The sequence below is a fragment of the Microbacterium indicum DSM 19969 genome (genome assembly GCF_000422385.1).
GTDB lineage: Bacteria > Actinomycetota > Actinomycetes > Actinomycetales > Microbacteriaceae > Microbacterium > Microbacterium indicum.
In genome coordinates this window covers 156,114-180,261 of sequence record NZ_AULR01000002.1, presented here as the reverse complement: position 1 = coordinate 180,261, position 24,148 = coordinate 156,114, and the positions used below count along the sequence as shown (strand labels likewise).

Sequence of the window (24,148 nt, the reverse complement as noted above, 5' to 3'; positions counted from 1 at the left end):
CGGCGGGCCGGGAGCATGCGCTCCCGGCCCGGCGCTTCGTGCGAGGTCAGCTCACTCGGCCTTCTCGGCCGTGTCCTCGGCGTCGTCCGACGACTCGGCCTCGGCCTCGTCGTCCTCGTCGACGGCCGCGAAGCCCTCGAGGTCGACCGGCTTGCCGTTGGTGTCGACGACCTCGGCGCGGCCGAGGATGATCGCGATCGCCTTGTTGCGCGCGACGTCGCCCATGAGCGACTGCAGCTGGTTGCCCTGCGAGATCGCCTGGATGAAGTCCTGCGGGCTCATGCCGTACTGGCTCGAGACCTGCATGAGGTACTGCGTGAACTCGTCCTGCGAGACCTGCACGTCGAGGTCGCGCGCGATGCGGTCGAAGAGGAACTGCGTCTGGTACTGGCGCTCGGTCGCCTCGGCGACCTCCTTGCCGTGCTCCTCGTCGCCCGCGCGGTTCTCCTGCTCGAGGTGGCGCTGCACCTCGTCGTCGATGATCGACTGGGGAACGGGGAGCTCGGTCGCCTCGATGAGCTGCTCGACGAGCTTGTCGCGCGCCGCGGCGCCCTGCTCGAACGCGCTGCGCGATCCGGCCGTCTCGGCGAGCGACTCTCGCAGCTCGGCCACGGTGTCGAACTCGCTCGCCATCTGCGCGAAGTCGTCGTCGACCTCGGGGAGCTCGCGCTCCTTGACCGACTTGACCGTGACCGAGACCTCGGCCTCCTCGCCGGCGCGCTCTCCGCCGACGAGCGTCGAACGGAACGTCGTCGACTCGCCCGCGGTGAGCGAGTCGATCGCCTCGTCGGTGCCCTCGAGCAGCTCGCCCGATCCGACCTCGTACGACACGCCCTCGGCGCGGTCGATCTCCTCGTCGCCGATCGCGGCGACGAGGTCGAGCTCGACGAAGTCGCCCTTCGCGGCGGGACGGTCGACGGGGACGAGCGTGCCGAAGCGCGCGCGGAGGTTCTCGAGCTCGGCGTCGATCGCGGCCTCGTCGACCTCGATCGCGTCGACCTCGACCTTGATGTTCTCGAGGTCAGGCAGCTCGAACTCGGGGATGACGTCGACCTCGACGTCGACCACGAGGTCGCCGGAGAAGTCCTTCTCCTCGGGCCACTGCGTGATGTCGGCGCTCGGGCGGCCCAGGGGCTGCACGTCGTGCTCGGCCGACGCCTCGCGGAAGAAGCGGTCGAGACCCTCGTTCACGGCGTGCTCGAGCACCGCGGCGCGACCGACGCGCTGGTTGATGATCGGAGCCGGAACCTTGCCCTTGCGGAAGCCGGGGATCTGCACGTCCTGAGCGATGTGCTCGTACGCGTGGTCGACGCTGGACTTGAGTTCTTCGGGGGTGACCGTGATGTGCAGCTTGACCCGCGTGGGGCTGAGCTTCTCGACGGTGCTGTTCACCATGCTGGTTCGCTTCTCCTTGTTGCGGACCCGCGATGCACGACGCATCGCGGGCTGAGTCCTGTGTGGGCCGATGTCGGGGCGACAGGATTTGAACCTGCGGCCTCCCGCTCCCAAAGCGGGCGCTCTACCAAGCTGAGCTACGCCCCGCGGATTCCGCATGTTCGGGAACACGAAACGGCCTCGTCGAGTCTATCCGACGCGAGGAGCGGATCCTTCATGTCGCCTGCGATGAAGAGGATGTGGAGGGGATGACGGGAATCGAACCCGCGTGACCAGTTTGGAAGACTGGGGCTCTACCATTGAGCTACATCCCCGCTGCGCCCGCTGGGGCACTCGGACAACTGTACCGGATCTTCCGCGCACCCCCGTCCAGGCGCGCGCCGCGGAAGCGGATCCGCCGGTTGAGGAGAGGCTCTCTTTACCCCCGGTCGCGGGCGAATTCAGATCAGCCTTCCCTTCGTTGCGAAGGCGCCGGATCCGAGTACCTTTGATCTCGAAGCGAGCGCGACTCGCCGCCAGCCGAACGAAGGGGAAACATCATGACCAAGACCGTCACCTCCACCGCCGCAGACCCGACCGTCGCCGCCGGGACGTCGCAGTTCCTCTCGCCGATCGTCCTCGGCCTCCAGGCCCTCACCGTCAACGGCAAGCAGGCGCACTGGCACGTGCGCGGCGCCAACTTCATCGGCATCCACGAGTTCCTCGACACCCTCGTCGCGCACGCCGGCGAGTGGGCCGACCTCGCCGCCGAGCGCATCGTCGCCCTGGGCCTCCCGATCGACGCGCGCGCCGACAAGGTCGCCGCGAAGGTCCCCGCCACGGGCGCCCCCGCCGGCTTCGCGCAGTACGACGAGGTCATCGCGGGCATCGTCGCCGATATCGACGCGATCCTCGCCGACGTGCAGGCCGCCGTCGACGGCCTCGACGAGATCGACCTCTCGAGCCAGGACGTCGCGATCGAGATCAAGCGCGGCCTCGACAAGGACCGCTGGTTCCTCGCGGCGCACGTCGCCGAGTAAGCCGCACGTCGAGAAGGGCGGGCTCCTCCGGGGGCCCGCCCTTCTTCGCGCGCTCACGCCAGGTGCGTGACCCGGCCCTCGAGGAACGTCGCCCCGACGGACATCGCGCGCAGCGCGTCGCGGTCGGCCCGGAGGGGGTCGGATCCGACGAGAACCAGATCGGCGGGCTCGCCCGGCGCGATGGCGTGGGGATCGCCCGATCCGCCGAGCGTCGACGCCGCGAGGGCGGTGCGGGCCGAGAGCACCTGCTCGGGCCGCCACGGGGCGCGATCGTCGTCGCTGCGGAACACCGCGGCGGCCATCTGGACCCAGGGGTCGAGGGGCGACACGGGGCCGTCCGATCCCAGCAGCAGGCTCGCTCCCGCGTCGGCGAGGGACCTGAGCGGGTAGGGCGTCGCCGTCTGGCCCGCCCAGTGCCGGTCGGCGAGATCGCGGTCGTCGACGAGGTGCTGGGGCTGCACGCAGGCCTCGACGCCGAGGCGGGCGAAACGCGGCACGTCGGCCGCCGACACGAGCTGCGCGTGCTCGATGCGTCCGGGCACGCCGGCGCGGGCGAACGCATCGAGGGCGGCGGCGTTCGCGACGTCGCCGATCGCGTGGATCGTCGAGGCGATGCCCGCCGACGCCGCGCGGGCGACGAGCTCGACCATGCGCTCGGGCGCCGTGGTGAGCGCGCCCCGGTCGCGCGTGCCGGCGTACGGCTCGCTCGTCGCCGCCGTGCGCGAGCCGAGCGCGCCGTCGCCGAAGATCTTGAGCATGCCCGCGCGGACGAGCGGGTTGCCTGCGAGGGGATCCCCCGTCTCGAGCCCCGCGGCGATCGCGGCCTCGAGGTGCTCGGGGTAGATGTCGCTGAAGACGCGCAGGAGGCTCCACGAGGCGGAGCGCCGGATCCACGGCCCGTGGTTCTCGCCGAACTCGAGGTCCCAGATCCCGACCACACCGCGCCCGGCCGCGGCGCGCGCCGCGTGGTCGTGGGCCGCATCGGCGACCGCGGGCGCGACGTCGTCGAGCTCGTCGATGAGCGCGAACGCCGCGAGCTCGCGGACGACGCCCGATGCGTCGACGGCGATCCCCTCCCGGCGCGCGGCGGCCGAGTTGATCCACACGGCGTGCACGTCGGTCGAGAGCGCGTAGGTCGGCACGTCGCCCGTCGCCGCGTCGAGCTCCGCGAGCGTCGCGGGCGCATCCCAGAGGCCGTCTCCCCAGTGCGAGGCGACCCGTCGCCCGTCGGCCTGCGGCTCGATGAGCGCCAGCCGCCGCGCGGCGTCGGCGGGCCCCGTCGCGTCGGCGATCGAGGGGCGGGTCCGGGCGAGCGACCACTGCAGGAAGTGCACGTGGTGATCCCAGAGGCCCGGGATCAGCCAGGATCCCTCTGCGTCGAGCACGGACCCGCGGCGCTTCGCGAAGCCGGCGGGGGCGACGTCGACGATGCGGCCGCCCGCGAGGAAGACGTCGTAGAGCGCGTCGGGCTCCACGAGGTGCAGCGGAAGGAGCTCGCGCCCCTCCCCCGCGACGCGCGCGTTCGCGACGACGTCGACGGAGGATCCGGCGGTCAGCTCTGGCACGTCGGGCACCAGTAGAGCTTGCGCGCCTGCATCTCCTCGAGGACGATCTCGGTGCCGCACACGCGGCACGGCAGACCGGCGCGGTGGTACACCCAGTGGCGGTCGTCTCGGCTCGCCATGGCCTTCCGCCACGCCTCGCCCGCGAGCCCGTCCATCGTCATCATCTGGCCCGTCTCGACGCCGATGCGGAGCAGTTTCTCCCAGTCGTGCCAGAGGGCGCGCACGACGTCCTCAGGCACGTTCCTGCCCGGCGTGTGCGGGTCGAGGCCTGCGCGGAAGAGCATCTCGGCGCGATACACGTTGCCGATCCCGCTGACGACGGCCTGGTCCATGAGCAGCTGGCCGATCGCGACGTTCCTCCGGCGCACGGCGGCGACGAAGCGCTCCTCGTTCTCGGCGGGGTCGCCGACGAGCGGATCGGGTCCGAGCCGGTCGATGACCGCCTGGATCCGGTCGGGCGTCTCGACGGCGCACGCCGTCGGCCCGCGCAGGTCGGCGCAGGTCACGTCGGTCATGAGCCGGGCGCGCACCTGGCCGACGACGGGCGGCGGCCACTCGGTCGCCGATTCGTCGAAGTCGCGCGTCTGCTCGGACATCCGCACGCGGCCGCGGGCCACGCGCGGCGCGCCGATCGAGGCGAGGGAGTTCTCGCCGGCGTCGTCGAGCACCGTGCCACGCTGGTTCGTCTGGCCCATGCGGCCGTTCGCCGACGCGATCGTCGGGTCGACGAGGATCTCGCCCGCGAAGTCCCAGGCCCCGTAGAGGCCGAGGTGCACGCGCAGCCAGAGGTCGCCCGCGAACTCGAGGAACATCTGCTTCCCGACGGCCGATGCGCGGAGCATCTCGCGGCCGTCGATCAGCGCCGCGTCGGCGGCGAACCGCCCCTGCGGGCTCGACACCGCGACGGCGCGGCCGGCGAAGTTGCGCTCGAACTGCCGCGCGATGCGATGGACGGAGTGCCCCTCGGGCACCGCGTCAGCTCCGGACCCGGGGTGCGGGCGTGTCGACGAGCGAGCCGTCGCGCTCGTAGTCGGCGAGCTGCGCGATGCGGCGCGCGTGGCGCTCCTCGCCCGTGAACGGCGTCGCGATGAAGAGGTCCACGAATCGGAAGACCTCCTCCACGGTGTGCTGGCGCGCGCCGATCGAGATCACGTTGGCGTCGTTGTGCTCGCGCGCGAGCTCAGCCGTCGAGTCGTTCCAGACGAGCGCCGCGCGCACGCCCTCGACCTTGTTCGCCGCGATCTGCTCGCCGTTGCCCGATCCGCCGAACACGACGCCGAGCGCCTCGGCGCCCGCGCGCTGGTCGGCGACGACCGCCTCGGCGGCGCGGATGCAGAACGCGGGGTAGTCGTCGAGCGCATCGTATTCGACGGGCCCGTAGTCGACGACCTCGTGGCCCTGGTCGATGAGGTGCTGCTGCAGCTCCCCCGAGAACTCGAGCCCTGCGTGGTCGGTGGCGATGTGGATGCGCATGAAGCCGATTCTTCCCTATTCGATGAGCGGTCGCGGAGCGGCGCGGTTCAGGGCGCGATGCCCGCGGCCGCCGGGCGGAAGCCGAGGCGCGCGTTCTCGCAGTCGCCGGGCCGCGACACGTCGAACCACGGCCCGAGGTCGGTCACGTGCGGGCGCTCGGCGGCGGGCGTGCCGTTCAGGCGCTCCTCGATGAGGTCGACGAGCCCCGCGACGTAGGCGGGGTGCACGCCGGGCGACTGCGTGCGGACGAACGCGAGCCCGGCTTCCTCGGCCGACTCCTTCGCCTCGGTGTCGAGGTCCCAGAGGACCTCCATGTGGTCGCTCACGAACCCGAGCGGCACGACGGCGACGGCCGTCGCGCCCTGGGCGGGGAGCTCGGCGATCACGTCGTTGACGTCGGGCTCGAGCCACGGCTGCGATGCGGGGCCCGAGCGCGACTGGTACACGAGCGTCCAGTCGATGCCTTCCGCGGCCGGGTTCTCGGCGACGAGGCGCTTCATGATGTGCTCGGCGACCGCGCGGTGCTGCGCCGCGTACGCGCCGCCCTCGCCGAAGTCGCGGTCGCGCGGGCCCGAGCGCTCGGCGTCGCCCGTGGGGATCGAGTGCGTCGAGAACAGGATCCGGATCTCGGACGCGGGGCGGCCCTCGGCCAGCCACGCGGCGACGGCGTCGCGGACCCCCTCGAAGAAGGGCTCGACGAAGCCCGGGTGATCGAAGAAGAGGCGGATCTTGTCGATCGTCATGGGGTCGTCGCCGAGGCCCAGCCCCGTGCCGCCGTCCTCGACGGGCCCGAGGGCGAGGGCGAAGTCCTCGCGGTACTGGCGGTCACTCGAGTAGGAGCTGTACGCGCTCGTCGCGAGGGCCAGGACCGTGCGGTGCCCGTCGGCGTACGCCTCGCGCACCGTGTCCTCGAGCATCGGGTGCCAGTTGCGGTTGCCCCAGTAGACGGGGAGCCCGAGCCCGCGGCGCGCGATCTCGGCCTCGATGGCCGCCTTCAGCTCCCGGTTCTGGGCGTTGATCGGGCTCACGCCGCCGAAGTGGCGGTAGTGGGTCGCGACCTCCTCGAGGCGCTCGTCGGGGATCCCCCGGCCGCGCGTCACGTTGCGGAGGAACGGGATCACGTCACCCTGTCCCTCGGGGCCGCCGAAGCTCGAGAGCAGGATCGCGTCGTAGGCGACCGGCTCCTCGACGTAGGGGGCTCCCGACGACGCGGCGGCGGATGCGTAGAGGACGGTGTCGGTCTCCTGTGCGGCGTTGCTCACGCAATCCATTTTCGCACCTCTGTAGAAGACGGCGTTTCAGGTCTCATCCAGGTCGGGGCTCGGCACCGTAGGCTGTACGGGTTGCCCGTGGCCGATCCATGCCCCGGCGCATCCCCCCGACGAACCCCACATGGGAGCAGGACAGTGCCTGGAGAGAACCTCACCCGCCTGGAAGCGCAGGAGCGACGCGCCGTCGTCGACACCCAGAGCTACGCGGTGACCCTCGACCTCACGAAGGGAGCCGAGGTGTTCGGGTCGCGCAGCGTCGTGCGGTTCGCCGCCACGCCCGGCTCGAACACCTTCATCGACCTCATCGCGCGCGACGTGCGCGAGATCACGCTCAACGGCCGCGAGATCGAGCCCGCCGCAGCGTTCGGCGACTCCCGGATCCGCCTCGAGGCCCTCGAGGCCGAGAACGAGCTTGTGATCGACGCCGACTGCGAGTACACGAACACGGGCGAGGGCCTGCACCGCTTCGTCGACCCCGTCGACGGCGAGGTCTACCTCTACACGCAGTTCGAGGTGCCCGACTCGCGCCGCGTCTTCGCGGTCTTCGAGCAGCCCGACCTCAAGGCGACGTTCCAGTTCACCGTCACAGCCCCCGCCTCGTGGAAGGTCGTCTCGAACCAGCCGACGCCCGAGCCGATCCCCCACGAGGACGGCGGCATCGCGACCTGGGGCTTCGAGCCGACGCCGCGGATCTCGTCGTACATCACGGCGCTCGTCGCGGGCCCCTACGAGGAGGTGCGGGACGAGCTCGTGAACAGCGAGGGCCGCACGGTGCCGCTCGGCGTGTTCGCGCGCCGGAGCCTCTGGCCCTTCATGGACGCCGAGTACGTCTTCGAGAAGACGAAGCAGGGCTTCGCCTACTACGAGGACAAGTTCGGGGTCCCCTACCCCTTCGCAAAGTACGACCAGCTCTTCGTCCCCGAGTTCAACGCGGGCGCGATGGAGAACGCCGGAGCCGTCACCTTCACCGAGACCTACGTGTTCCGCAGCGCCGTCACCGACGCCGTGCGCGAGCGCCGCGTCGTCACGATCCTCCACGAGCTCGCCCACATGTGGTTCGGCGACCTCGTCACGATGCAGTGGTGGAACGACCTGTGGCTCAACGAGTCGTTCGCCGAGTGGGCGTCGACCATGGCGACCGCCGAGGCCACCGAGTGGACCGACGCCTGGGTGACGTTCACGGCGTCCGAGAAGAGCTGGGCGTACAACCAGGACCAGCTGCCCTCGACCCACCCCATCGCCGCCGAGATCTCGGATCTCGAGGACGTGCAGGTCAACTTCGACGGCATCACGTACGCGAAGGGCGCCTCGGTGCTCAAGCAGCTCGCGGCGTACGTGGGCATCGACGCGTTCTTCCAGGGCGTCGGCGCCTACTTCCGCGCGCACTCCTACGGCAACACGACGCTGCGCGACCTCCTCGTGGAGCTCGAGCGCACGAGCGGCCGCGACCTCGCGACCTGGTCGACGAAGTGGCTCGAGACCGCGGGCGTCAACACCCTGACGCCGGCGATCGACGACGACGTCGACGGGACGATCACGCGCTTCGCCGTCCTTCAGACCGCGCCGTCCGACTACCCGACGATCCGTCCGCACCGCATGGGCATCGGCTTCTACGAGCTGCGCGGCGGCCGCCTCGAGCGCACGCACCGCGTCGACGTCGACGTCGACGGCGACGTGACCGAGATCACCGAGCTCAAGGGCCGCCGCCGCCCCGACCTCGTCCTCCTCAACGACGGCGACCTCGCCTACGCGAAGATCCGCCTCGACGAGGCGAGCCTCGCCACCGCGATCGCGCACGTCGCCGACATCGCCGACCCGCTCGCCCGCGGCCTCGTGTGGAGCGCCGCGTGGGACATGACGCGAGACGGCGAGATGGCCGCGCGCGACTACGTCGACCTCGTGCTGCAGGGCATCGGATCCGAGACCGCGTCGACGACCATCCGCACGGTGCTCGCGCAGGCACGCCTCGCGGCGAACAGCTACACCGAGCCCTCCACGCGCGGCGCGGAGCGTTCGAAGCTCGCCCGGGGCCTCTGGCGCCTGCTCGGCGAGGCCGCGGCCGGGAGCGACCTCCAGCTGCAGCTCGCGACGGCGTTCGCCCAGGCCGCGTCGACCGCCGAGCAGTGGGAGCAGGTCGCCGCGCTGCGCGACGGGTCCGTCGCGCTCGACGGCCTCGCGATCGACGACGACCTCTCGTGGCAGCTGCTCATCTCGCTCGCCGCGGGCGGCGCCGTCACGGGCGCCGACATCGACGCGGCGCTCGCGTCGGACAACACCGCGAAGGGCGGCGAGTTCGCCGCGCAGGCCCGCGCCGCTCTGCCCGGCGCCGAGGCGAAGGCGGCCGCCTGGGCGTCGCTCATCGAGAGCGACGAGCTGCCCAACACCGTCGTGCGCGCGGCCGCTCTGGGCTTCGTGCATCCCGCGACCCGCGACGACCTCGCGGCCTATGTGCCGAAGTACTTCGACATGCTGCTGCCGGTGTGGCAGGGGCGCACGTTCCAGATCGCGAGCTACCTCATCGAGCTCATCTACCCGGCCCCGCTCGCCGACGCCGCGCTCCGCGACGCGACGCGCGCGTGGCTCGCCGAGAACGCCGACGCCCCCGCGGCGCTGCGCCGCCTCGTGAGCGAGAACCTCTCGGGCGTCGAGCGCGCCCTCTCGGCGCAGGAGCGCGACGCCGAAGCCGACGAGCAGGTCTGATGGTCGAGATCCAGCCGACGGGCGGCCTGCCCACCTCCACGTTCTACGAGCAGGTGGGCGGCCGCGCGACGTTCGAGCGCATCGCGAGCGTGTTCTACCGCGAGGTCGCGCTCGACCCCGTGCTGCGGCCGATGTACCCCGAGGAGGATCTCGCGCCCGCCGAGCGGCGCATGCTGATGTTCCTCGAGCAGTACTGGGGCGGCCCCACGACGTACGGCGAGGAGCGCGGGCACCCGCGCCTGCGCATGCGGCACATGCCGTTCCGGGTGAATCCCGACGCCCGCGACCGCTGGCTCCGGTGCATGCGCACCGCGGTCGAAGAGGCGGGCCTCTCCCCCGTGCACGAGGCGACGCTCTGGGACTATCTCGAGCGCGCCGCGCACGCGATGGTCAACACCTTCGAGCAGTAGGGATCAGGCCCCGGGGACGCGGAGCATCGTCTCCTGCGCCGTCGTCGCGACCACCTCGCCGGACAGCGTGTGGATCGTCCCGAGGTTGAGCCCGCGCCCGCCCTGGGCGCTCGGCGCCTCGGTCGCGTAGAGGAGCCACTCGTCGGCGCGCGCGTCGCGGTGCCACCAGATGGCGTGGTCCAGGCTCGCCTGGCGGATGCCCGGCGTGGCCCACGGCACCCCCGCGCCGCGGAGCGTGGGGTCCTGGATCGTCCAGTCGCTCATGTAGGCGATCGCGGCGCGGTGCAGCAGCGGGTCGTCGCCGAGCGATCCGCGCGTGCGCATCCAGACGCGCTGGCGCGGCTCTGTCTCGTCGACGCGCGCGAACACGTCGCCGTCGATGTATCGGACCTCGATGGGGCTGTGGCGGAGGAGGCTCGGCGCGCCCGCGGCGTCGAGATCGATCGCCCGCACCTCGTCGGGGCCCGGGACGTCAGGCATCGCACGCTGGAACGAGATCCCGGGATCAGCGTCCTGGAACGACACGATGCCGCTGAAGATCGGGACGCCCTGCTGATACGCCTGCACGCGCCGCTGCGCGAACGAGCGGCCGTCGTGGATCCGGTCGACGCCGAAGGTGATGGGCTCGTCCGTCGCTCCGGGGCGGAGGAAGTAGCCGTGCATCGAGTGCGGCGCGCGGTCGCCCGGCAGCGTCCGAGCCGCGGCCGTGACGCACTGGGCGACCACCTGGCCGCCGAACACGCGGTGGTTCGGCATGGGGTGCGAGCGCCCGACGAAGATGTCCTCGCTCGTGCGCGCCGTCTGGTGCTCGAGGTTCAGCACCGCCGTGAGGGTGTCGACGGGGAACTTCGGAGGAACGAACTCGGCCACCTGAATATCCTAGAGAGGATGAGCGCGCGACTGGTTCTGGCGGATCCCCCTTCGGCGCGAGACGCCCTGACGTTCGCGGGGCGCGCGGCGATGATCGGCGCCGACGGCGTCCGCCTGCAGGCCGCGGGCGGAGTCCTCGCGATGACGTCGGCCGCGCTCGCGCCGCAGGGCCTCCTCGACCGCACGCCGACGGTGCTCGCGATGCGGATCCTCGCCTCCGACCCCGAGCTCGAGTGCGACCTCGTCGTCTCGGAGCTCCGCGAGAGCGATGAGCCGACCGCCCTCGAGCTCCCCGATACCTCGCTCGCCCCGGCGTGGGCGGGCGTCGCTCCCCCGCGCGCCGGGTGGACGGCGGCGGGCGAGATCGCGGCGTCGACCCTCGCGACCCGTGCGCAGTGGGGCATCGCGGCCGTAGCGCACCAGGTGCCGACCGACGCCGGCGAGGACGCGGTCCGCGCCGTCCGCGGGTCGGTGTGGGGCGCGCCCGACGACGACCTCGGGGGCCTGCCGCTCGGCGTCGCGTTCGCGGCGTTCTCGTTCGGCTTCATCTCGGGCGAGGAGCCCGCCCGCGTCACGACGTCGGGCCGGTGGAACCGCGTCACGCTCACGCGCGGGCACATCCTGTCGCGCGGCCCGGCCGCCGTGGGCCTGACCGCCGTGCGCGCGACGGGTTCGGCCGCCTAGGAGCGGTGCCGCGCTGCGCCTCTTCGGCGCGCGTGGGACCCGGCGCCCGGGACGACGAGCGGGGTCCCCGTCTCGGGATCGTCGATGACGCGGCACGCGACGCCGAAGACGTCCTCGACGGTCTCGGCCGTGATGACGCTCTCGGGCGGCCCGTCCGCGACGACGTCGCCGTCGCGGATCGCGATGACGTGGTCGGCGTACCTGGCCGCGTGGTTGAGATCGTGGAGCACCGCGACGACCGTCGTCCCGTGCACGTCGGTGAGCCCGCGCGCAGAAGGCGCTGGGCATGCAGAAGCACCCGGAGGGCGTCGCGCCCGGCTCGCCCGTCCCGACGCCGTTCTCGGACATCACGAGCGCCGAGGCCGCGGCGCGGTTCTGGAAGCAGGCGGGGGCCGCGACCGCGGAGCCCGTCGACCTCTCCTGGGCCTCGGCCGCGCGCATGTCGCACTGGACGGCACGCCAGCGCCTGCTGCGGCGCGACCGCTACTTCGCCGTCACGGCCGACGCCGTGTGACCGGCGTCCCCGCCCGCGTGCCCCCGGCGGGGGCGCGGGCGGGGCCCGATCAGGCCGCGGCCGCCTTGAGGTCGGCCTCGAGCGCGACCCACGCGAGCATCGCGCACTTGACGCGCATGACGTACTTCGCCGTGTTCTGGAACGCGGCCGCGTCGCCGAGCTCCTCGCTGGGCTCGACGGCGCCCCGCGAGCGCATCATCTCGCGGAACTCGTCGATGCGCGCCTGCGCGTCGGCGACGGGGGCTCCCGTCAGGAGTCCGCTCATGATCGACGCCGACGACATCGAGATGCTGCAGCCCTGGCCCTCCCAGGCGAGCCCCGAGATGACGCCGTCGTCGACCGTGATCCCCATCGTGATCTCGTCGCCGCACGACGGGTTCAGCTCGTGATGCGTGAAGGGGTGCGCGGCCGGATCCCCCGTGCCCTCGGGCGTGCGCGCGTGGTCCAGGATCAGCTCCTGGTACATGGCCTCGAGATCGTTCACCTGTCTGCTCCGAAGAACGGGCGCACCTCGCGGAGCGCGGATTCGAGCGCGTCGACGTCGTCTTCGGTCGAGTAGACGCCGGCCGACGCGCGGGTCGTCGACGGGGTGCCGAGCGCCCGGTGCAGGGGCTGCGCGCAGTGGTGCCCCGTGCGGACGGTGATGCCGCGGTCGTCGAGGAACTGCCCGACGTCGTGGGCGTGGACGCCGTCGACGATGAAGCTCACGAGCGATCCGCGCTCCTCGCCGGCCTGCGGCCCCACGGCCCGCACACCGGGGACGCGCTCGACGGCGGCGAGCAGCGACTGCGCGATCTCAGCCTCGTGGCGTGCGATCGCGTCCATGCCGATCGCCGAGAGGTAGTCGACAGCCGCGCCGAAGCCGACGGCCTGGCTGACCGGCTGCGTCCCCGCCTCGAAGCGCTGCGGGGCCGGGAGGAACTCGGCCTCCTCCATCGTCACGACCGTGATCATCGACCCGCCCGTGCGGGCGGGGGGAAGCTCGTCGAGCAGCTCGGCGCGTCCGTACAGGGCGCCGATGCCCGTCGGGCCCGTCATCTTGTGCGCCGAGAACGCCGCGAAGTCGACGCCGAGGGTGCCGAGGTCGAGCGGCATGTGCGGCGCCGACTGGCACGCGTCGAGCACCGTGAGAGCGCCGACCTCGCGCGAGAGCTGCACGACGTCCTCGACGGGCGCGATCTGACCCGTGACGTTCGAGACGTGGGCGACCGCGATCACGCGGGTGCGCGGGCTCGTCGCCGCGCGGAGGCCGTCGATCGTCCAGAGGCCGCGCTCGTCGACCGGCGCCCAGCGCAGCGCAGCGCCCGTCTTGGCGGCGAGCCGCTGCCACGGGATGAGGTTCGCGTGGTGCTCGGCCCCCGTGACGACGATCTCGTCGCCGGGCGCGAGGGCGAAGCGCTCGCCCCCGAGGCCGGCCGAGGCGTCGGCCATGCCGAGGGCGATCATATTGAGCGCGTCGGTCGCGTTCTCGCTGAACGCGATCTCGCGTTCCCCGGCGCCGACGAAGCCCGCGATCCGCTCGCGCGCCGCCTCGTAGGCGCCGGTCGCCTCGCCCGTCGCCATGCTGGATCCGCGGTGGACGGCCGCGTAGTCGCTCCGCACGAAGGCCGCCTCGGCGTCGATGACGGCGGACGGGCGCTGCGCCGTCGCGCCGGTGTCGAGATACACCGAACGCGGGTGCGCGGCGAAGTAGGGGAAGTCGGCGCGTGCAACCGCGCCAGGAGTCGTCGGCATGCCTTCCATCCTCTCGCATCGGGGCGCACCGGGCGCCGGATCGGGGGCCGTCACCTGCGGTGGAACGCGAGCGGCTCGCCGATGTACGGCGTCCACGCGTCGCGCATCGCCCGCGGAAGGCGCACGGGGCGGCCCGACGCCTGGTCGATGAGGACGATCGTCGACGCCGCGCGCACGTGCACCGCGTCGCCGCGCACGATCTCGTACTGCAGCTCGGCCGACGAACCGCCGAGCTTCGCGAACCACATGCGCACGGTCACGGGCTCGTGCGCGTACGGCATCTGCACCGTGTACTCGACCTCGTGGCGAGCGATGACGACGAAATACGGCCCCTCGTCGCCGACCCGCAGATCGGGGCGGATCACGGCGGCGTCGTAGGAGCGGGCGGGATCCTCGTGGACCCAGAACGCCCGGAGGCGCGCCTCCTCGAGAATGCGCATCGCCTGCACGTTGTTGATGTGGCCGAAGGCGTCCTGATCGCCCCAGCGCAGGTGGATCGGGACGTCGATCGTGTGCGTCACGCGGATGCTCCGTTCTGACCGCCAGGTGAAGATCGTGTGACGGTCCGGGCGGCCCCTTCGACCCTAGCCGCGACGCCCGACACTTCTCTTATACGCGTGCGCGCGCGGGCGCGATACTCCGATCGGAAAACGGATTATGGCCGGTCCCGAGCCCTTTCGTCTGAGACCCCCGGCTATGCTTGATGAGCACGAGGCGCCGCCGCGCAACCCGGCGCCCGATGATTTCCGCCCTCGGTGACGCGTCAGACACGGCCAGGGCGACGCACTATCCAGATCCGTCAACCAGGGCTTCGAGCGTGCATGTTGCGTCATGGACGCGCTCGTCGCAGAGGAACGTGACAGAGAACAATTCAGACGTGCTCGTGCGCGTCGAGGGCCTCTACAAGGTCTTCGGACGCCGCCAGCACGAAGCCGTCGAGAAGCTGCGCGCGGGAACCCCGCGCACCGAGCTCGACGGGTCCACCGCCGCCGTGATCGACGCCTCCTTCGAGGTGAAGCGCGGCGAGATCTTCGTCGTCATGGGGCTCTCGGGCTCCGGCAAGTCGACGCTCATCCGCACCCTCAACGGGCTGCACCCCGCGACCGCGGGCTCGGTCGAGATCCTCGGCCAGGACATCACCCAGACCTCGGACGCGAAGCTGCGCGGCATCCGCCGCGACCACATCTCGATGGTCTTCCAGCACTTCGCGCTGCTTCCGCACCGCACCGTCATCGACAACGTGGCGTACCCGCTCGAGATCCAAGGCGTCGCGAAGGCCAAGCGCCTGGCTCGCGCGCAGGAGATCCTCGACCTCGTCGACCTCGGCTCGTGGGGCGACAAGCTCCCGAGCGAGCTCTCGGGAGGCATGCAGCAGCGCGTCGGCATCGCCCGCGCCCTCGCTGCCGACACCGACATCCTCCTGATGGATGAGGCGTTCAGCGCCCTCGACCCCCTGATCCGCCGCGAGATGCAGGAGCAGCTGCTCGAGCTGCAGGAGACGCTCGGCAAGACGATCATCTTCATCACGCACGACCTCAACGAGGCGATGTTCCTCGGCGACAGGATCGCGGTCATGCGCGACGGCCGCATCGTGCAGATCGGCTCGCCCGAGGACATCCTCACCGACCCCGCGAACGACTACGTCGAGCAGTTCGTCCAGGACGTCGACCGCGCGCGTGTGCTCACGGCCGGCAACGTCATGGAGCGCCCGCGACCCGTCGTCTCCGAGACGGCCGGCCCCCGCACGGCCCTACGCGCCATGCGCGACCCGTTCCTCGCCGCCGCGTACGTCGTCGACCGCAACCGCAAGCTCGTCGGCATGGTCTCGGACCGCGACGCCGTCAAGGCCGTGCGCCGCGGCGACCGCTCGCTCGCGAACATCATGAAGCCGGCTCCCGCCGTCGTCCACGCGACCGATGTGCTGGTGGACGTCTTCGTCCCCGCGGTCGAGTCGCCGCTGCCGCTCGCGGTCGTCGACGAGCGCGAGCGCCTGGTCGGGGTCATCCCCCGCGTCACGCTGCTGGCCGCCCTCGGCCCCGGCCCCGACGCGACGGGCGAGATCACCCTGCCGCAGGAGCCCGTGCCCACGAGCGTCATCGACCAGGTGCTCGCCGACTCCGACCCCGATGCCCAGCCCGCCGACACGAAGGAGGCGAACTGATGGACTTCCCCCGTCTTCCCCTCGGATCCTGGGCCGCCGACGTCGTCGACTGGCTCGTCGCCAACGCCCACGGGCTGTTCGACGTGCTCCGCACGATCTTCACGAGCATGTACAACGCGCTGTACACCCTGCTCGGCGCCGACTACTTCTGGATCGTCCCCGGCCAGCTCGCCGTCACCGGCATGTCGCTCGTCATCGTCGTCATCGTCGCGATCGCCCTCCTGGCGCGCGGCTGGGTGTTCGGCGCCGGAACGCTCATCGGCATGCTCTTCATCGCCTCGGTCGCGCAGTGGGACAACGCGATGGCGACGCTGTCGCTCGTGATCGTCGCGACCTTCTGGTCGCTCGTCATCGCGATCCCCCTCGGCATCGCGGCCGCCAAGAGCAACCGCTTCTCGGCGATCATCCGCCCCGTCCTCGACCTGCTGCAGACCATGCCGGCGTTCGTGTACCTCGTCCCCGCGCTGCTCCTGCTGCGCGTCGGCGTCGCCCCCGGCATCGTCGCGACGATCCTCTTCTCGCTCGCGCCGGGGGTCCGCCTCACCGAGCTGGGCATCCGCGGAGTCGACAGCGAGGTCGTCGAGGCCGGACAGGCGTTCGGCGCGGCCCCGAGCCGCATCCTGCGCCAGATCCAGCTCCCCCTCGCGCTCCCGTCGATCATGGCGGGCGTGAACCAGGTCATCATGCTCTCGCTCTCGATGGTCGTCATCGCGGGCATGGTCGGGGCCGGCGGCCTCGGAGGCGACGTCTACGCGAGCCTCGGCCGTCTCGACACCGCGCTCGGCGTCGAGGCAGGGCTCTCGGTGGTCGTCATCGCGATCATCCTCGACCGCCTCACGGGCGCCTTCGGCAAGAAGATGGGCCTGCTCGCGCAGATCCGCGCCTTCGTCGCGAAGCGCCGTTCGGCCAAGCAGGAAGCCGCAGCTTGACCTCCCTGACAGGCCTGCACGAAAGGAAACACACAGCATGAAGAAGCGGATCTTCTCCGCCACGGCCCTCATCGCGGCCGGAGCGCTCTCCCTCACGGGCTGCGTCGCCTCTGCAGAGGACGTGTCCGGCGGCTCGTCGGACTCCGGCGACTCGAAGGGCACCATCCGGATCGCCGAGTTCAGCGGCTGGGAGGAGGGCATCGCCACCAGCGAGCTGTGGCGCGTCATCCTCGAGGACGCCGGCTACGACGTCGAGATCGACCCCGTGGACGCCGGAACGGTGTTCCAGGGCCTGAGCGACGGCGACTACGACATCACGACCGACGTCTGGGAGCCTACGACCCACGCCGAGTACCTCGAGACCTATGGCGACCGCATCGAGAAGGTCGGCACCTGGAACGAGGACTCCAAGCTGACCGTCGCGGTCAACGCCGACGCCCCGATCGACTCGCTCGAGGACCTCGCGGCGAACGCCGACGAGTTCGGGAACACGATCGTCGGCATCGAGCCCGGCGCGGGCCTGACGAGCGCGATGACCGACTCGGTGATCCCGGAGTACGGCCTCGAGGGCATGGACTTCCAGACCTCGTCGACCCCCGCGATGCTCGCCGAGCTGCAGGCGTCGCTGAATGCGGGCGAGAACGTCGTCGTGACGCTGTGGGAGCCCCACTGGGCCTACTCGGCGTTCGACATCAAGAACCTCGACGACCCGAAGGGCGCGCTCGGCGACGCCGAGTCGCTCAACGTGTACAGCCGCGAGGGCTTCGCCGACGACTTCCCCGAGGTCGAGGGCTGGCTCGCCGGCTTCACGATGGACACCGACCTCCTCGCCGACCTCGAGGATCTGATGTTCAACCAGAACGCGGACGCCGAGGACTGGGAGCCCATCGTGCGCGACTGGGTCGCCGACAACCAGGACTACGTCGACGGGCTCACGGCCTGACCGACACGAGATACGTGTGAGGAAGGGGCCGTCACCGGCCAGGTGGCGGTCCCTTCGTCGTACACCGGCGGCGAGAGGTTCTCGCACGCCAGGAAGGACGAAGACATGCTCACCCGAAACCGAAACCGCAAGCTCCTCTTCTCCGGTGCCGCGCTCGGCGCCGTCACGCTCGCCCTCGCGGGATGCGTCGCGTCGGCCGACGACGTCGCATCCGGAGGGTCATCCTCGGGCGGCGATTCGAAGGGGTCCCTGACGATCCCCGCCATCGCCGGCTGGGACGAGGGCGTCGCGAGCTCCGAGCTCTGGAAGGCCGTGCTCGAGGAGCAGGGCTACTCCGTCGACATCGAGTACGCCGACGCCGCGACCGTCTACGCGGGCCTCGCTGCCGGCGACTACGACTTCTACACCGACACGTGGATGCCGCTGACGCACAAGACCTACATGGACGAGTACGGCGACGACATCGCGACCCTCGGCACGTGGAATGAGGACGCGCAGAACACCATCGCGGTCAACGCCGACGCGCCCATCGACTCGCTCACCGAGCTCGCCGACCACGCCGACGAGTTCGGCGACACACTCGTGGGCATCGAACCCGGCGCCGGCCTCACGGAGGCCACGCAGGACAGGGTGATCCCGACGTACGGCCTCGAGGGCATGGACTACCAGACCTCGTCGACCGCCGCGATGCTCACCGAGCTGCAGGCATCGGAGGACGCGGGCGAGAACGTCGTCGTGACGCTCTGGCAGCCCCACTGGGCCTACTCGAAGTTCGACCTCAAGAACCTCGAGGACCCGGAGAACACGCTCGGCGACGCCGAGACGATGCAGGTCACGGCGCGGTCCGACTTCGCCGACGACTACCCCGAGCTCGCCGACTGGCTGTCGAACTTCACGATGAGCCTCGACCAGCTCCAGTCGCTCGAGGCCGTCATGTTCTCGGACGACGAGGAGATCGACGACTTCGGTCCCGTCGTCTCCGACTGGATCGCCGACAACCAGGACTACGTCGACGGGCTCACCGCCTGATCGACCCGCCCATCGTGCGACGAGGGGGTCACAGCAGCGGCCCTGTGCCCTGCGGCGGCCCCCTCGTCGCGTGCGGACGGCGGGAGCGTCCCGCCGCCCAGGAAGGAAGCACATGATCACCCGAAGGATCGCGACGGCCGGAGCCCTCGCGGGCGCGGCCGCGCTCGCCCTGACGGGCTGCGTCGCCTCGACGGAGGACGTCGCCTCATCCGGAGGATCCGACGCGAAGGGATCCCTGACGATCCCCGCCATCGCCGGTTGGGACGAAGGGATCGCGAGCTCCGAGCTCTGGAAGGCCGTGCTCGAGGAGCAGGGCTACTCCGTCGACATCGAGTACGCCGACGCGGCCGCGGTCTACGCGGGCCTCGCGGCCGGCGACTACGACTTCTTCACCGACACGTGGCTGCCCGTCACGCACGCGTCGTACTTCGACGAGCTGGGCGACCAGCTCGACGTCCTCGGCACCTGGAACGAGGACGCGCAGAACCACCTCGCGGTCAACGCCGACGCCCCGATCGACTCGATCGCGGAGCTCGCCGACCACGCCGCCGAGTTCGACGGGACGATCGTGGGGACCGACCCCGGCGCCGGCCTCACGACCACGACGGCCGACGTCGTCATCCCGACCTACGGCCTCGAGGGGATGGACTTCACGACCTCCTCGAGCGCCGCGATGCTGTCCGAGCTCGACGCCGCGATGTCGTCGGGCGAGAACATCGTCGTCACGCTCTGGGAGCCGCACTGGGCTTACGACCAGTACGACCTCAAGAACCTCGAGGACCCCGAGAACACCTACGGCGACGCCGAGACCATGCAGATCACGGCGCGCACGGGCTTCCGGGAGGACGAACCCGAGGTCGCGGGGTGGCTCGAGGGCTTCACGATGGACCTCGACCACCTGCAGTCGCTCGAGGCCGCGATGTTCGCGAGCGGGGAGCAGGTCGACGACTACGGCCCCGTCGTCGCCGACTGGATCGCCGACAACCGCGACTACGTCGACGGCCTGACGGCGTAGCCCCCCCGGACGACGGATGGCCCGCACCGGGTTCGGTGCGGGCCATCCGTCGTCTGCGCGTCAGTCGCGCGTGAGCTTGCGGTGCGTCGTGCGGTGCGGGCGCGCGGCGTCGGGGCCGAGACGCTCGACCTTGTTCGCCTCGTAGGCCTCGAAGTTGCCCTCGAACCAGTACCAGTTCGCGGGGTTCTCCTCCGTGCCCTCGTAGGCGAGGATGTGGGTCGCGATCCGGTCGAGGAACCACCGGTCGTGCGTCACCACCACAGCGCAGCCCGGGAACTCGAGGAGCGCGTTCTCGAGCGAAGCCAGCGTCTCGACGTCGAGGTCGTTGGTCGGCTCGTCGAGGAGCAGCACGTTGCCGCCCTGCTTGAGCGTGAGCGCGAGGTTCAGGCGGTTGCGCTCGCCGCCCGAGAGGACGCCGGCCTTCTTCTGCTGGTCGGGGCCCTTGAACCCGAACTTCGACACATAGGCGCGCGAGGGCACCTCGGTCTTGCCGACCATCATGATGTCGAGCCCGTCGGACACGACCTCCCAGAGCGTCTTCTCGGGGTCGATGCCGCCGCGCGTCTGGTCGACGTAGCTGAGCTTGACGGTCTCGCCGATGCGCAGCTCGCCGCCGTCGAGCGGCTCGAGGCCGACGATCGTCTTGAACAGGGTCGTCTTGCCGACGCCGTTCGGGCCGATCACGCCGACGATGCCGTTCGGCGGGAGGCTGAAGCTCAGGTCCTGGATGAGCGTGCGGTCGTCGAAGCCCTTGACGAGGTCCTTCGCCTCGATCACGAGGGATCCGAGGCGCGGGCCCGCTGGGATCTGGATCTCCTCGAAGTCGAGCTTCTTCGTGCGCTCGGCCTCGGCCGCCATCTCCTCGTATCGAGCGAGGCGCGCCTTCGACTTCGCCTGGCGGCCCTTCGCGTTGGACTTGACCCACTCGAGCTCGTCCTTGAGGCGCTTCTGGAGCTTCGCGTCCTTCTTGCCCTGGACCTCGAGACGCTCGGCCTTCTTCTCGAGATAGGTCGAGTAGTTGCCCTCGTAGGGGTAGAGGCGGCCGCGGTCGACCTCGGCGATCCACTGCGCGACGTGGTCGAGGAAGTACCTGTCGTGCGTGACGGCGATGACGGCGCCGGGGTACTGCTGGAGGTGCTGCTCGAGCCAGAGCACGCTCTCGGCGTCGAGGTGGTTGGTGGGCTCGTCGAGGAGCAGCAGGTCGGGCTTCTCGAGGAGCAGCTTGCAGAGCGCGACGCGGCGCTTCTCGCCGCCCGAGAGGTTCGCGATCTGCGCGTCGCCCGGGGGCGTGCGCAGGGCGTCCATCGCCTGTTCGAGCTGCGCGTCGAGGTCCCACGCGTCGGCCGCGTCGATGGCCTCCTGGAGCTTGCCCATCTCCTCGAGCAGCGCGTCGAAGTCGGCGTCGGGCTCGGCCATCTCGGCGGAGATCTGGTTGAAGCGGTCCACCTTGTCCTTGATCTCGCGGACGCCGTCCTGCACGTTCTCGAGCACCGACTTCGTTTCGTCGAGCTCGGGCTCCTGCATGAGGATGCCGACCGAGAACCCGGGCGTCAGCGTCGCGTCGCCGTTCGAGGGCTGGTCGAGCCCGGCCATGATCTTGAGGATCGTCGACTTCCCCGCGCCGTTCGGACCGACCATGCCGATCTTGGCGCCCGGGAAGAACGACATCGAGACGTCGTCGAGGATCACCTTGTCGCCCACCGTCTTGCGGGCGCGGACCATCTGGAAAATGTACTCAGCCATAGTTGCGCCCAGTCTACGGGGAGACGCACCGCGGCACGAGCCGTTCCGCCGGTGTCAGAAGGGCGTCTCCGCGAGCTCGATGCCGCCCTCCGGGACCGCGATGGCGTCCCACTCGCCCGGGGCCGACGCGGGCGGGGGCTCCTCGGGCGGGGCCGTGCGCTGCGGGGGCTCCCCCGGCGTCGCCCACGCCTCGCCATCGCCCGCGGGCGCGCGCTCGACGGACTGCGTCGACGCCTCCTCCGGCTGCCGCGACGACGCCGTGCGCTGGAAGGTCGCGCGGCCGAAGCGCAGATCGGGCCCGATCGCGTCGGCCTGGATCTCGACCGCGATCCCCGAGCGCTCGTCGCGGTGCCACCGCTTCACGCGCAGCTGCCCGGCGACGACGACGCGCTGCCCCCGCACGAGAGACGCCTCGGCGTTCTCGCCGAGCGCGCCGCGCACGAGGACGTCGAACCAGCTCGCGGGCCCGTCGACCCACTCGCCCGTCTCCCTGTCGCGCATGCGCGCGGAGCTCGCGACCGTGAACTTCACGACGGTGCGCCCGTCAGGGCTGGGGATGCGCGCGGCGTCGGAGCCGATGTTGCCGCAGATCGAGATGTGGTCGGACACGGTGTGATCCCTTCGTCGGGCGGCCGCCGATCGGCCGCTGGGATCACGCTCGACCGCGAGGCACCCCGGTCACTCGGACAGCTGTCGAGGATGTCGCACAACTCCCCGGGATCCGCGGCTGTGGACGCGCTGACCCGGGCCCCGACACGCCCGGCGGCCGGACCCGTCAGCCGCCGAGGCGGACGACGGCCGCCGCGACGCGGCGCGGCAGGCTCCCCGCCACCACCTCGGGAAGAGCGTCGACGTCGAACCACCTGACGTCCTCCGATTCGTCGCTCACGACGAGCTCGGTGTGCGGATCCGCGATCGCTATGACGCCGAAGTCGAGGTGCGACGCGCACGCCCCGAAGGCCGCGTCAAGCGCGTGGTGGTCGAGGTCGAGCCCGCGGACGCTGTCGGCGCCGAGGCTCACGCCCGTCTCCTCGCGCAGCTCGCGGAGCCCGGCCTCGACGATCGACGCATCGCCCTCCTCGATGTGGCCGCCCGGCTGCACCCAGAAGCGGCCCTTGCCGTGGAACACCAGGAGCGTGCGCGCGAGATCCGATGAGAGCACGACGCACGAGGCCGTCGCGTGGTCGCGGCCCGCGCCCCGCCCCATCGGCCCGTCGCCCGCCTCGAAGAAGCCGCGGAACGACGCGAGCGTGCGTCGCTCGTCGTCGTTCCGCGGCTCCCAGCCGACGAGGGTCCGCGCCGCGTCGCCCGCGAGATCGGCCGTCACGCGACCTTGACGTACTGCGAGAAGGCCGCGCGGACCTTGTTCACCTTGGGCACCGCGACCGCGAGGCAGTACCCCTGGCCCGGGTTCTTCGTGAAGAAGTCCTGGTGGTAGTCCTCGGCGTCCCACCACGTCCCCGCGGGCTCGATCGTCGTGACCACGGTGCCCTCGACCCGCCCGATCGGGGCGTCCCACGTGTCGGCCGCGCGATCGCGCGCGGCCTCGAACAGCGCCTTCTGCGCGTCGTCCGCGAAGAACATCGCCGAACGGTACTGGGTGCCCGTGTCGGCGCCCTGGTGGTCGAGCTGGCGGGGGTCGTGCATCGTGAAGTAGGCGTCGAGGATCGTGTCGGCGGGGATCACGTCGGCGTCGAAGGTCACCTTCACGGCCTCGGCATGGCCCGTGCGGCCCGTGCAGACGAGCTCGTACGACGGGGCGTCGACCGAGCCGCCTGTGTATCCGGAGACGACGCTCTCGACGCCGTCGAGCGCGCGATACGCGGCGTCGAGGCACCAGAAGCACCCACCCGCGAGGACGAAGGTCTGGAGGTTCTTGCTCATGCCTCCCACGGTACGCGGCGCCCGCGGAGGAGGCGCCGGTAACCTGATACGGCACACCCCCTAGTAGCTCAGCGGAAGAGCACACGCCTTCTAAGCGTCGTTGTCGCAGGTTCGAATCCTGTCTGGGGGACGACGCATGTCAGACGAAGAGAATCGAGGCGCGCTGTGAGCGCAGCAGAGAACGACCGGCTCGTGTGGATCGACTGCGAGATGACGGGTCTCGACCCCGCGATCGACGAGCTCGTCGAGGTGGCGGTCGTGGTGACCGACTTCGACCTGAAGATCCTGGACCCCGGTCTCGACCTCGTCATCAAGCCCTCGCAGGCGGCGCTCGACCACATGAACGACTTCGTGACGAAGATGCACGAGACGAGCGGCCTCGACCTCGAGATCCCGAACGGCCTCGACCTCGCCGAAGCCGAACGCCAGGTCATCGAGTACGTCCGGCGCTTCGTGCCGCAGGAGGGCAAGGCGCCCCTCGCGGGCAACACGATCGGCACCGACCGCATGTTCCTCGCGAAGTACATGCCCGACCTCGACACCTACCTGCACTACCGCAACGTCGACGTGTCGAGCATCAAGGAGCTCGCGCGCCGGTGGATGCCCCGCGTGTACTTCCAGTCGCCCGAGAAGAACGGCGGCCACCGCGCGCTCGCCGACATCCTCGAGTCGATCCGCGAGCTGCGCTACTACCGCAGGACCGCCTTCGCCGAGCCCGGCCCGACCTCGGACGAGGCGCAGGCGATCGCCGCCGAGGTCGTCGCGGACTTCGCCCAGCACCTCTGATCCGCCTCCCGGCGCGACACGCT

The 24,148-nt window shown here is 71.0% G+C and carries 24 protein-coding genes, 3 tRNA genes and 1 pseudogene; 12 read left to right on the top strand and 16 right to left on the bottom strand.

Annotated features, from left to right (window positions below; genetic code table 11):
• Window positions 1-51 precede the first annotated feature (51 nt).
• The 3 genes from tig to H576_RS0103485 form a co-directional block, all read right to left on the bottom strand.
• Window positions 52-1,395 carry a trigger factor gene (gene tig / locus H576_RS14160; protein ID WP_169564292.1) on the bottom strand — a complete coding sequence of 448 codons (1,344 nt, stop codon included), beginning with the start codon at window positions 1,393-1,395 and terminating at the stop codon, window positions 52-54.
• A gap of 73 nt (window positions 1,396-1,468) precedes the next feature.
• Window positions 1,469-1,542 (bottom strand) — tRNA-Pro (locus H576_RS0103490).
• 93 nt (window positions 1,543-1,635) lie between these two features.
• Window positions 1,636-1,709, bottom strand: a tRNA-Gly gene (locus tag H576_RS0103485).
• Between the two features lie 225 nt (window positions 1,710-1,934).
• Between H576_RS0103485 and H576_RS0103480 the strand changes: the two genes are divergently transcribed.
• The gene (locus H576_RS0103480) at window positions 1,935-2,414 is read left to right on the top strand and encodes a Dps family protein (RefSeq protein WP_029149783.1); all 480 of its coding nucleotides are present in this window, start codon (window positions 1,935-1,937) and stop codon (window positions 2,412-2,414) included.
• Window positions 2,415-2,467: 53 nt separating this feature from the next.
• Here H576_RS0103480 and H576_RS0103475 read toward each other — a convergent pair whose 3' ends face one another.
• From H576_RS0103475 to H576_RS0103460, 4 genes are read right to left on the bottom strand one after another with little or no spacing between them, the layout of a single operon-like run.
• Window positions 2,468-3,988 carry an amidohydrolase gene (locus H576_RS0103475; protein WP_245559102.1) on the bottom strand — a complete coding sequence of 507 codons (1,521 nt, stop codon included), beginning with the start codon at window positions 3,986-3,988 and terminating at the stop codon, window positions 2,468-2,470.
• Window positions 3,967-4,950, bottom strand: a complete 984-nt coding sequence (locus H576_RS0103470; RefSeq protein ID WP_029149781.1) for an Fpg/Nei family DNA glycosylase — start codon at window positions 4,948-4,950, stop codon at window positions 3,967-3,969. The genes H576_RS0103475 and H576_RS0103470 overlap by 22 nt, the downstream gene beginning before the upstream one ends.
• Before the next feature lie 4 nt (window positions 4,951-4,954).
• Entirely contained in the window at window positions 4,955-5,452 is a 498-nt protein-coding gene (locus tag H576_RS0103465; RefSeq protein ID WP_029149780.1) for a ribose-5-phosphate isomerase, read from the bottom strand.
• Window positions 5,453-5,499: 47 nt separating this feature from the next.
• Window positions 5,500-6,723, bottom strand: coding sequence for a ferrochelatase (locus H576_RS0103460; protein ID WP_051172109.1), 1,224 nt, complete (start codon window positions 6,721-6,723; stop codon window positions 5,500-5,502).
• A 135-nt stretch (window positions 6,724-6,858) separates the two neighbouring features.
• Between H576_RS0103460 and pepN the strand changes: the two genes are divergently transcribed.
• Both pepN and H576_RS0103450 read left to right on the top strand, forming a co-directional pair.
• Window positions 6,859-9,423 (top strand): aminopeptidase N, encoded by a 2,565-nt coding sequence (gene pepN, locus H576_RS0103455; RefSeq protein WP_029149778.1) that lies wholly within the window; start codon window positions 6,859-6,861, stop codon window positions 9,421-9,423.
• A complete protein-coding gene (locus H576_RS0103450; RefSeq protein ID WP_051172107.1) occupies window positions 9,423-9,833 on the top strand; it encodes a globin in 411 nt (136 codons plus the stop codon). Before pepN ends, H576_RS0103450 begins: the two co-directional genes overlap by 1 nt.
• A gap of 3 nt (window positions 9,834-9,836) precedes the next feature.
• Here H576_RS0103450 and H576_RS0103445 read toward each other — a convergent pair whose 3' ends face one another.
• Window positions 9,837-10,703 carry an acyl-CoA thioesterase gene (locus tag H576_RS0103445; RefSeq protein ID WP_029149776.1) on the bottom strand — a complete coding sequence of 289 codons (867 nt, stop codon included), beginning with the start codon at window positions 10,701-10,703 and terminating at the stop codon, window positions 9,837-9,839.
• Between the two features lie 18 nt (window positions 10,704-10,721).
• On the opposite strand from H576_RS0103445, the gene H576_RS0103440 reads away from it, so the two are divergent.
• The gene (locus H576_RS0103440) at window positions 10,722-11,387 is read left to right on the top strand and encodes a DUF8185 domain-containing protein (protein WP_029149775.1); all 666 of its coding nucleotides are present in this window, start codon (window positions 10,722-10,724) and stop codon (window positions 11,385-11,387) included.
• Here H576_RS0103440 and fecE read toward each other — a convergent pair.
• Window positions 11,384-11,635 (bottom strand): annotated as a pseudogene (gene fecE, locus H576_RS0103435) (Fe(3+) dicitrate ABC transporter ATP-binding protein FecE); the annotation flags it as partial. The gene H576_RS0103440 and the pseudogene fecE sit on opposite strands and share 4 nt — an antisense overlap.
• Window positions 11,636-11,673: 38 nt before the next feature.
• Between fecE and H576_RS0103430 the strand changes: the two are divergent.
• The gene (locus H576_RS0103430) at window positions 11,674-11,901 is read left to right on the top strand and encodes a hypothetical protein (RefSeq protein WP_029149773.1); all 228 of its coding nucleotides are present in this window, start codon (window positions 11,674-11,676) and stop codon (window positions 11,899-11,901) included.
• 49 nt (window positions 11,902-11,950) lie between these two features.
• On the opposite strand, the gene sufU is transcribed toward H576_RS0103430, so the two are convergent.
• The 3 genes from sufU to H576_RS0103415 are packed head-to-tail and all read right to left on the bottom strand — an operon-like array spanning window position 11,951 to window position 14,156.
• Window positions 11,951-12,385: a Fe-S cluster assembly sulfur transfer protein SufU gene (sufU, locus tag H576_RS0103425; protein ID WP_029149772.1), complete on the bottom strand. Its 435-nt coding sequence runs from the start codon at window positions 12,383-12,385 to the stop codon at window positions 11,951-11,953.
• Window positions 12,382-13,644: a SufS family cysteine desulfurase gene (locus tag H576_RS0103420; RefSeq protein ID WP_084502412.1), complete on the bottom strand. Its 1,263-nt coding sequence runs from the start codon at window positions 13,642-13,644 to the stop codon at window positions 12,382-12,384. Before H576_RS0103420 ends, sufU begins: the two co-directional genes overlap by 4 nt.
• Window positions 13,645-13,685: 41 nt before the next feature.
• Window positions 13,686-14,156 carry an acyl-CoA thioesterase gene (locus H576_RS0103415; protein WP_029149770.1) on the bottom strand — a complete coding sequence of 157 codons (471 nt, stop codon included), beginning with the start codon at window positions 14,154-14,156 and terminating at the stop codon, window positions 13,686-13,688.
• Window positions 14,157-14,491: 335 nt separating this feature from the next.
• On the opposite strand from H576_RS0103415, the gene H576_RS0103410 reads away from it, so the two are divergent.
• From H576_RS0103410 to H576_RS0103390, 5 genes are all read left to right on the top strand, one after another.
• Entirely contained in the window at window positions 14,492-15,796 is a 1,305-nt protein-coding gene (locus H576_RS0103410; RefSeq protein ID WP_342664872.1) for a quaternary amine ABC transporter ATP-binding protein, read from the top strand.
• The gene (locus tag H576_RS0103405; protein ID WP_029149768.1) at window positions 15,796-16,725 is read left to right on the top strand and encodes an ABC transporter permease; all 930 of its coding nucleotides are present in this window, start codon (window positions 15,796-15,798) and stop codon (window positions 16,723-16,725) included. Before H576_RS0103410 ends, H576_RS0103405 begins: the two co-directional genes overlap by 1 nt.
• 37 nt (window positions 16,726-16,762) lie before the next feature.
• The gene (locus tag H576_RS0103400) at window positions 16,763-17,668 is read left to right on the top strand and encodes a glycine betaine ABC transporter substrate-binding protein (RefSeq protein ID WP_029149767.1); all 906 of its coding nucleotides are present in this window, start codon (window positions 16,763-16,765) and stop codon (window positions 17,666-17,668) included.
• 105 nt (window positions 17,669-17,773) lie between these two features.
• Window positions 17,774-18,697, top strand: a complete 924-nt coding sequence (locus H576_RS0103395; RefSeq protein WP_029149766.1) for a glycine betaine ABC transporter substrate-binding protein — start codon at window positions 17,774-17,776, stop codon at window positions 18,695-18,697.
• A gap of 112 nt (window positions 18,698-18,809) precedes the next feature.
• On the top strand, window positions 18,810-19,712 hold the full coding sequence (locus H576_RS0103390; protein WP_029149765.1) for a glycine betaine ABC transporter substrate-binding protein: 903 nt from the start codon (window positions 18,810-18,812) through the stop codon (window positions 19,710-19,712).
• A 60-nt stretch (window positions 19,713-19,772) separates the two neighbouring features.
• Here H576_RS0103390 and ettA read toward each other — a convergent pair whose 3' ends face one another.
• From ettA to msrA, 4 genes are all read right to left on the bottom strand, one after another.
• Window positions 19,773-21,455 (bottom strand): energy-dependent translational throttle protein EttA, encoded by a 1,683-nt coding sequence (gene ettA, locus H576_RS0103385; RefSeq protein ID WP_029149764.1) that lies wholly within the window; start codon window positions 21,453-21,455, stop codon window positions 19,773-19,775.
• Window positions 21,456-21,509: 54 nt separating this feature from the next.
• On the bottom strand, window positions 21,510-22,064 hold the full coding sequence (locus H576_RS16060) for a single-stranded DNA-binding protein (RefSeq protein WP_051172105.1): 555 nt from the start codon (window positions 22,062-22,064) through the stop codon (window positions 21,510-21,512).
• Between the two features lie 166 nt (window positions 22,065-22,230).
• On the bottom strand, window positions 22,231-22,782 hold the full coding sequence (locus H576_RS14150) for an NUDIX hydrolase (protein ID WP_051172103.1): 552 nt from the start codon (window positions 22,780-22,782) through the stop codon (window positions 22,231-22,233).
• Window positions 22,779-23,339, bottom strand: coding sequence for a peptide-methionine (S)-S-oxide reductase MsrA (gene msrA / locus H576_RS0103370; protein WP_036319089.1), 561 nt, complete (start codon window positions 23,337-23,339; stop codon window positions 22,779-22,781). The genes H576_RS14150 and msrA overlap by 4 nt, the downstream gene beginning before the upstream one ends.
• A 57-nt stretch (window positions 23,340-23,396) precedes the next feature.
• Here msrA and H576_RS0103365 point away from each other — a divergent pair.
• Together H576_RS0103365 and orn are read left to right on the top strand one after the other, a co-directional pair.
• Window positions 23,397-23,469 (top strand) — tRNA-Arg (locus H576_RS0103365).
• A gap of 35 nt (window positions 23,470-23,504) precedes the next feature.
• Window positions 23,505-24,125, top strand: a complete 621-nt coding sequence (gene orn / locus H576_RS0103360; RefSeq protein ID WP_029149762.1) for an oligoribonuclease — start codon at window positions 23,505-23,507, stop codon at window positions 24,123-24,125.
• Window positions 24,126-24,148 lie beyond the last annotated feature (23 nt).

Coding starts and splice junctions, on each gene's coding strand:
- H576_RS0103460 (WP_051172109.1), bottom strand. CDS start 6,723: ATGGATTGCGTGAGCAACGCCGCACAGGAGACCGACACCGTCCTCTAC.
- msrA (WP_036319089.1), bottom strand. CDS start 23,339: ATGAGCAAGAACCTCCAGACCTTCGTCCTCGCGGGTGGGTGCTTCTGG.
- tig (WP_169564292.1), bottom strand. CDS start 1,395: ATGGTGAACAGCACCGTCGAGAAGCTCAGCCCCACGCGGGTCAAGCTG.
- H576_RS0103480 (WP_029149783.1), top strand. CDS start 1,935: ATGACCAAGACCGTCACCTCCACCGCCGCAGACCCGACCGTCGCCGCC.
- H576_RS0103395 (WP_029149766.1), top strand. CDS start 17,774: ATGCTCACCCGAAACCGAAACCGCAAGCTCCTCTTCTCCGGTGCCGCG.
- H576_RS0103465 (WP_029149780.1), bottom strand. CDS start 5,452: ATGCGCATCCACATCGCCACCGACCACGCAGGGCTCGAGTTCTCGGGG.
- H576_RS0103405 (WP_029149768.1), top strand. CDS start 15,796: ATGGACTTCCCCCGTCTTCCCCTCGGATCCTGGGCCGCCGACGTCGTC.
- H576_RS0103390 (WP_029149765.1), top strand. CDS start 18,810: ATGATCACCCGAAGGATCGCGACGGCCGGAGCCCTCGCGGGCGCGGCC.
- H576_RS0103420 (WP_084502412.1), bottom strand. CDS start 13,644: ATGGAAGGCATGCCGACGACTCCTGGCGCGGTTGCACGCGCCGACTTC.
- H576_RS0103450 (WP_051172107.1), top strand. CDS start 9,423: ATGGTCGAGATCCAGCCGACGGGCGGCCTGCCCACCTCCACGTTCTAC.
- H576_RS0103430 (WP_029149773.1), top strand. CDS start 11,674: ATGCAGAAGCACCCGGAGGGCGTCGCGCCCGGCTCGCCCGTCCCGACG.
- H576_RS0103440 (WP_029149775.1), top strand. CDS start 10,722: ATGAGCGCGCGACTGGTTCTGGCGGATCCCCCTTCGGCGCGAGACGCC.
- ettA (WP_029149764.1), bottom strand. CDS start 21,455: ATGGCTGAGTACATTTTCCAGATGGTCCGCGCCCGCAAGACGGTGGGC.
- H576_RS0103400 (WP_029149767.1), top strand. CDS start 16,763: ATGAAGAAGCGGATCTTCTCCGCCACGGCCCTCATCGCGGCCGGAGCG.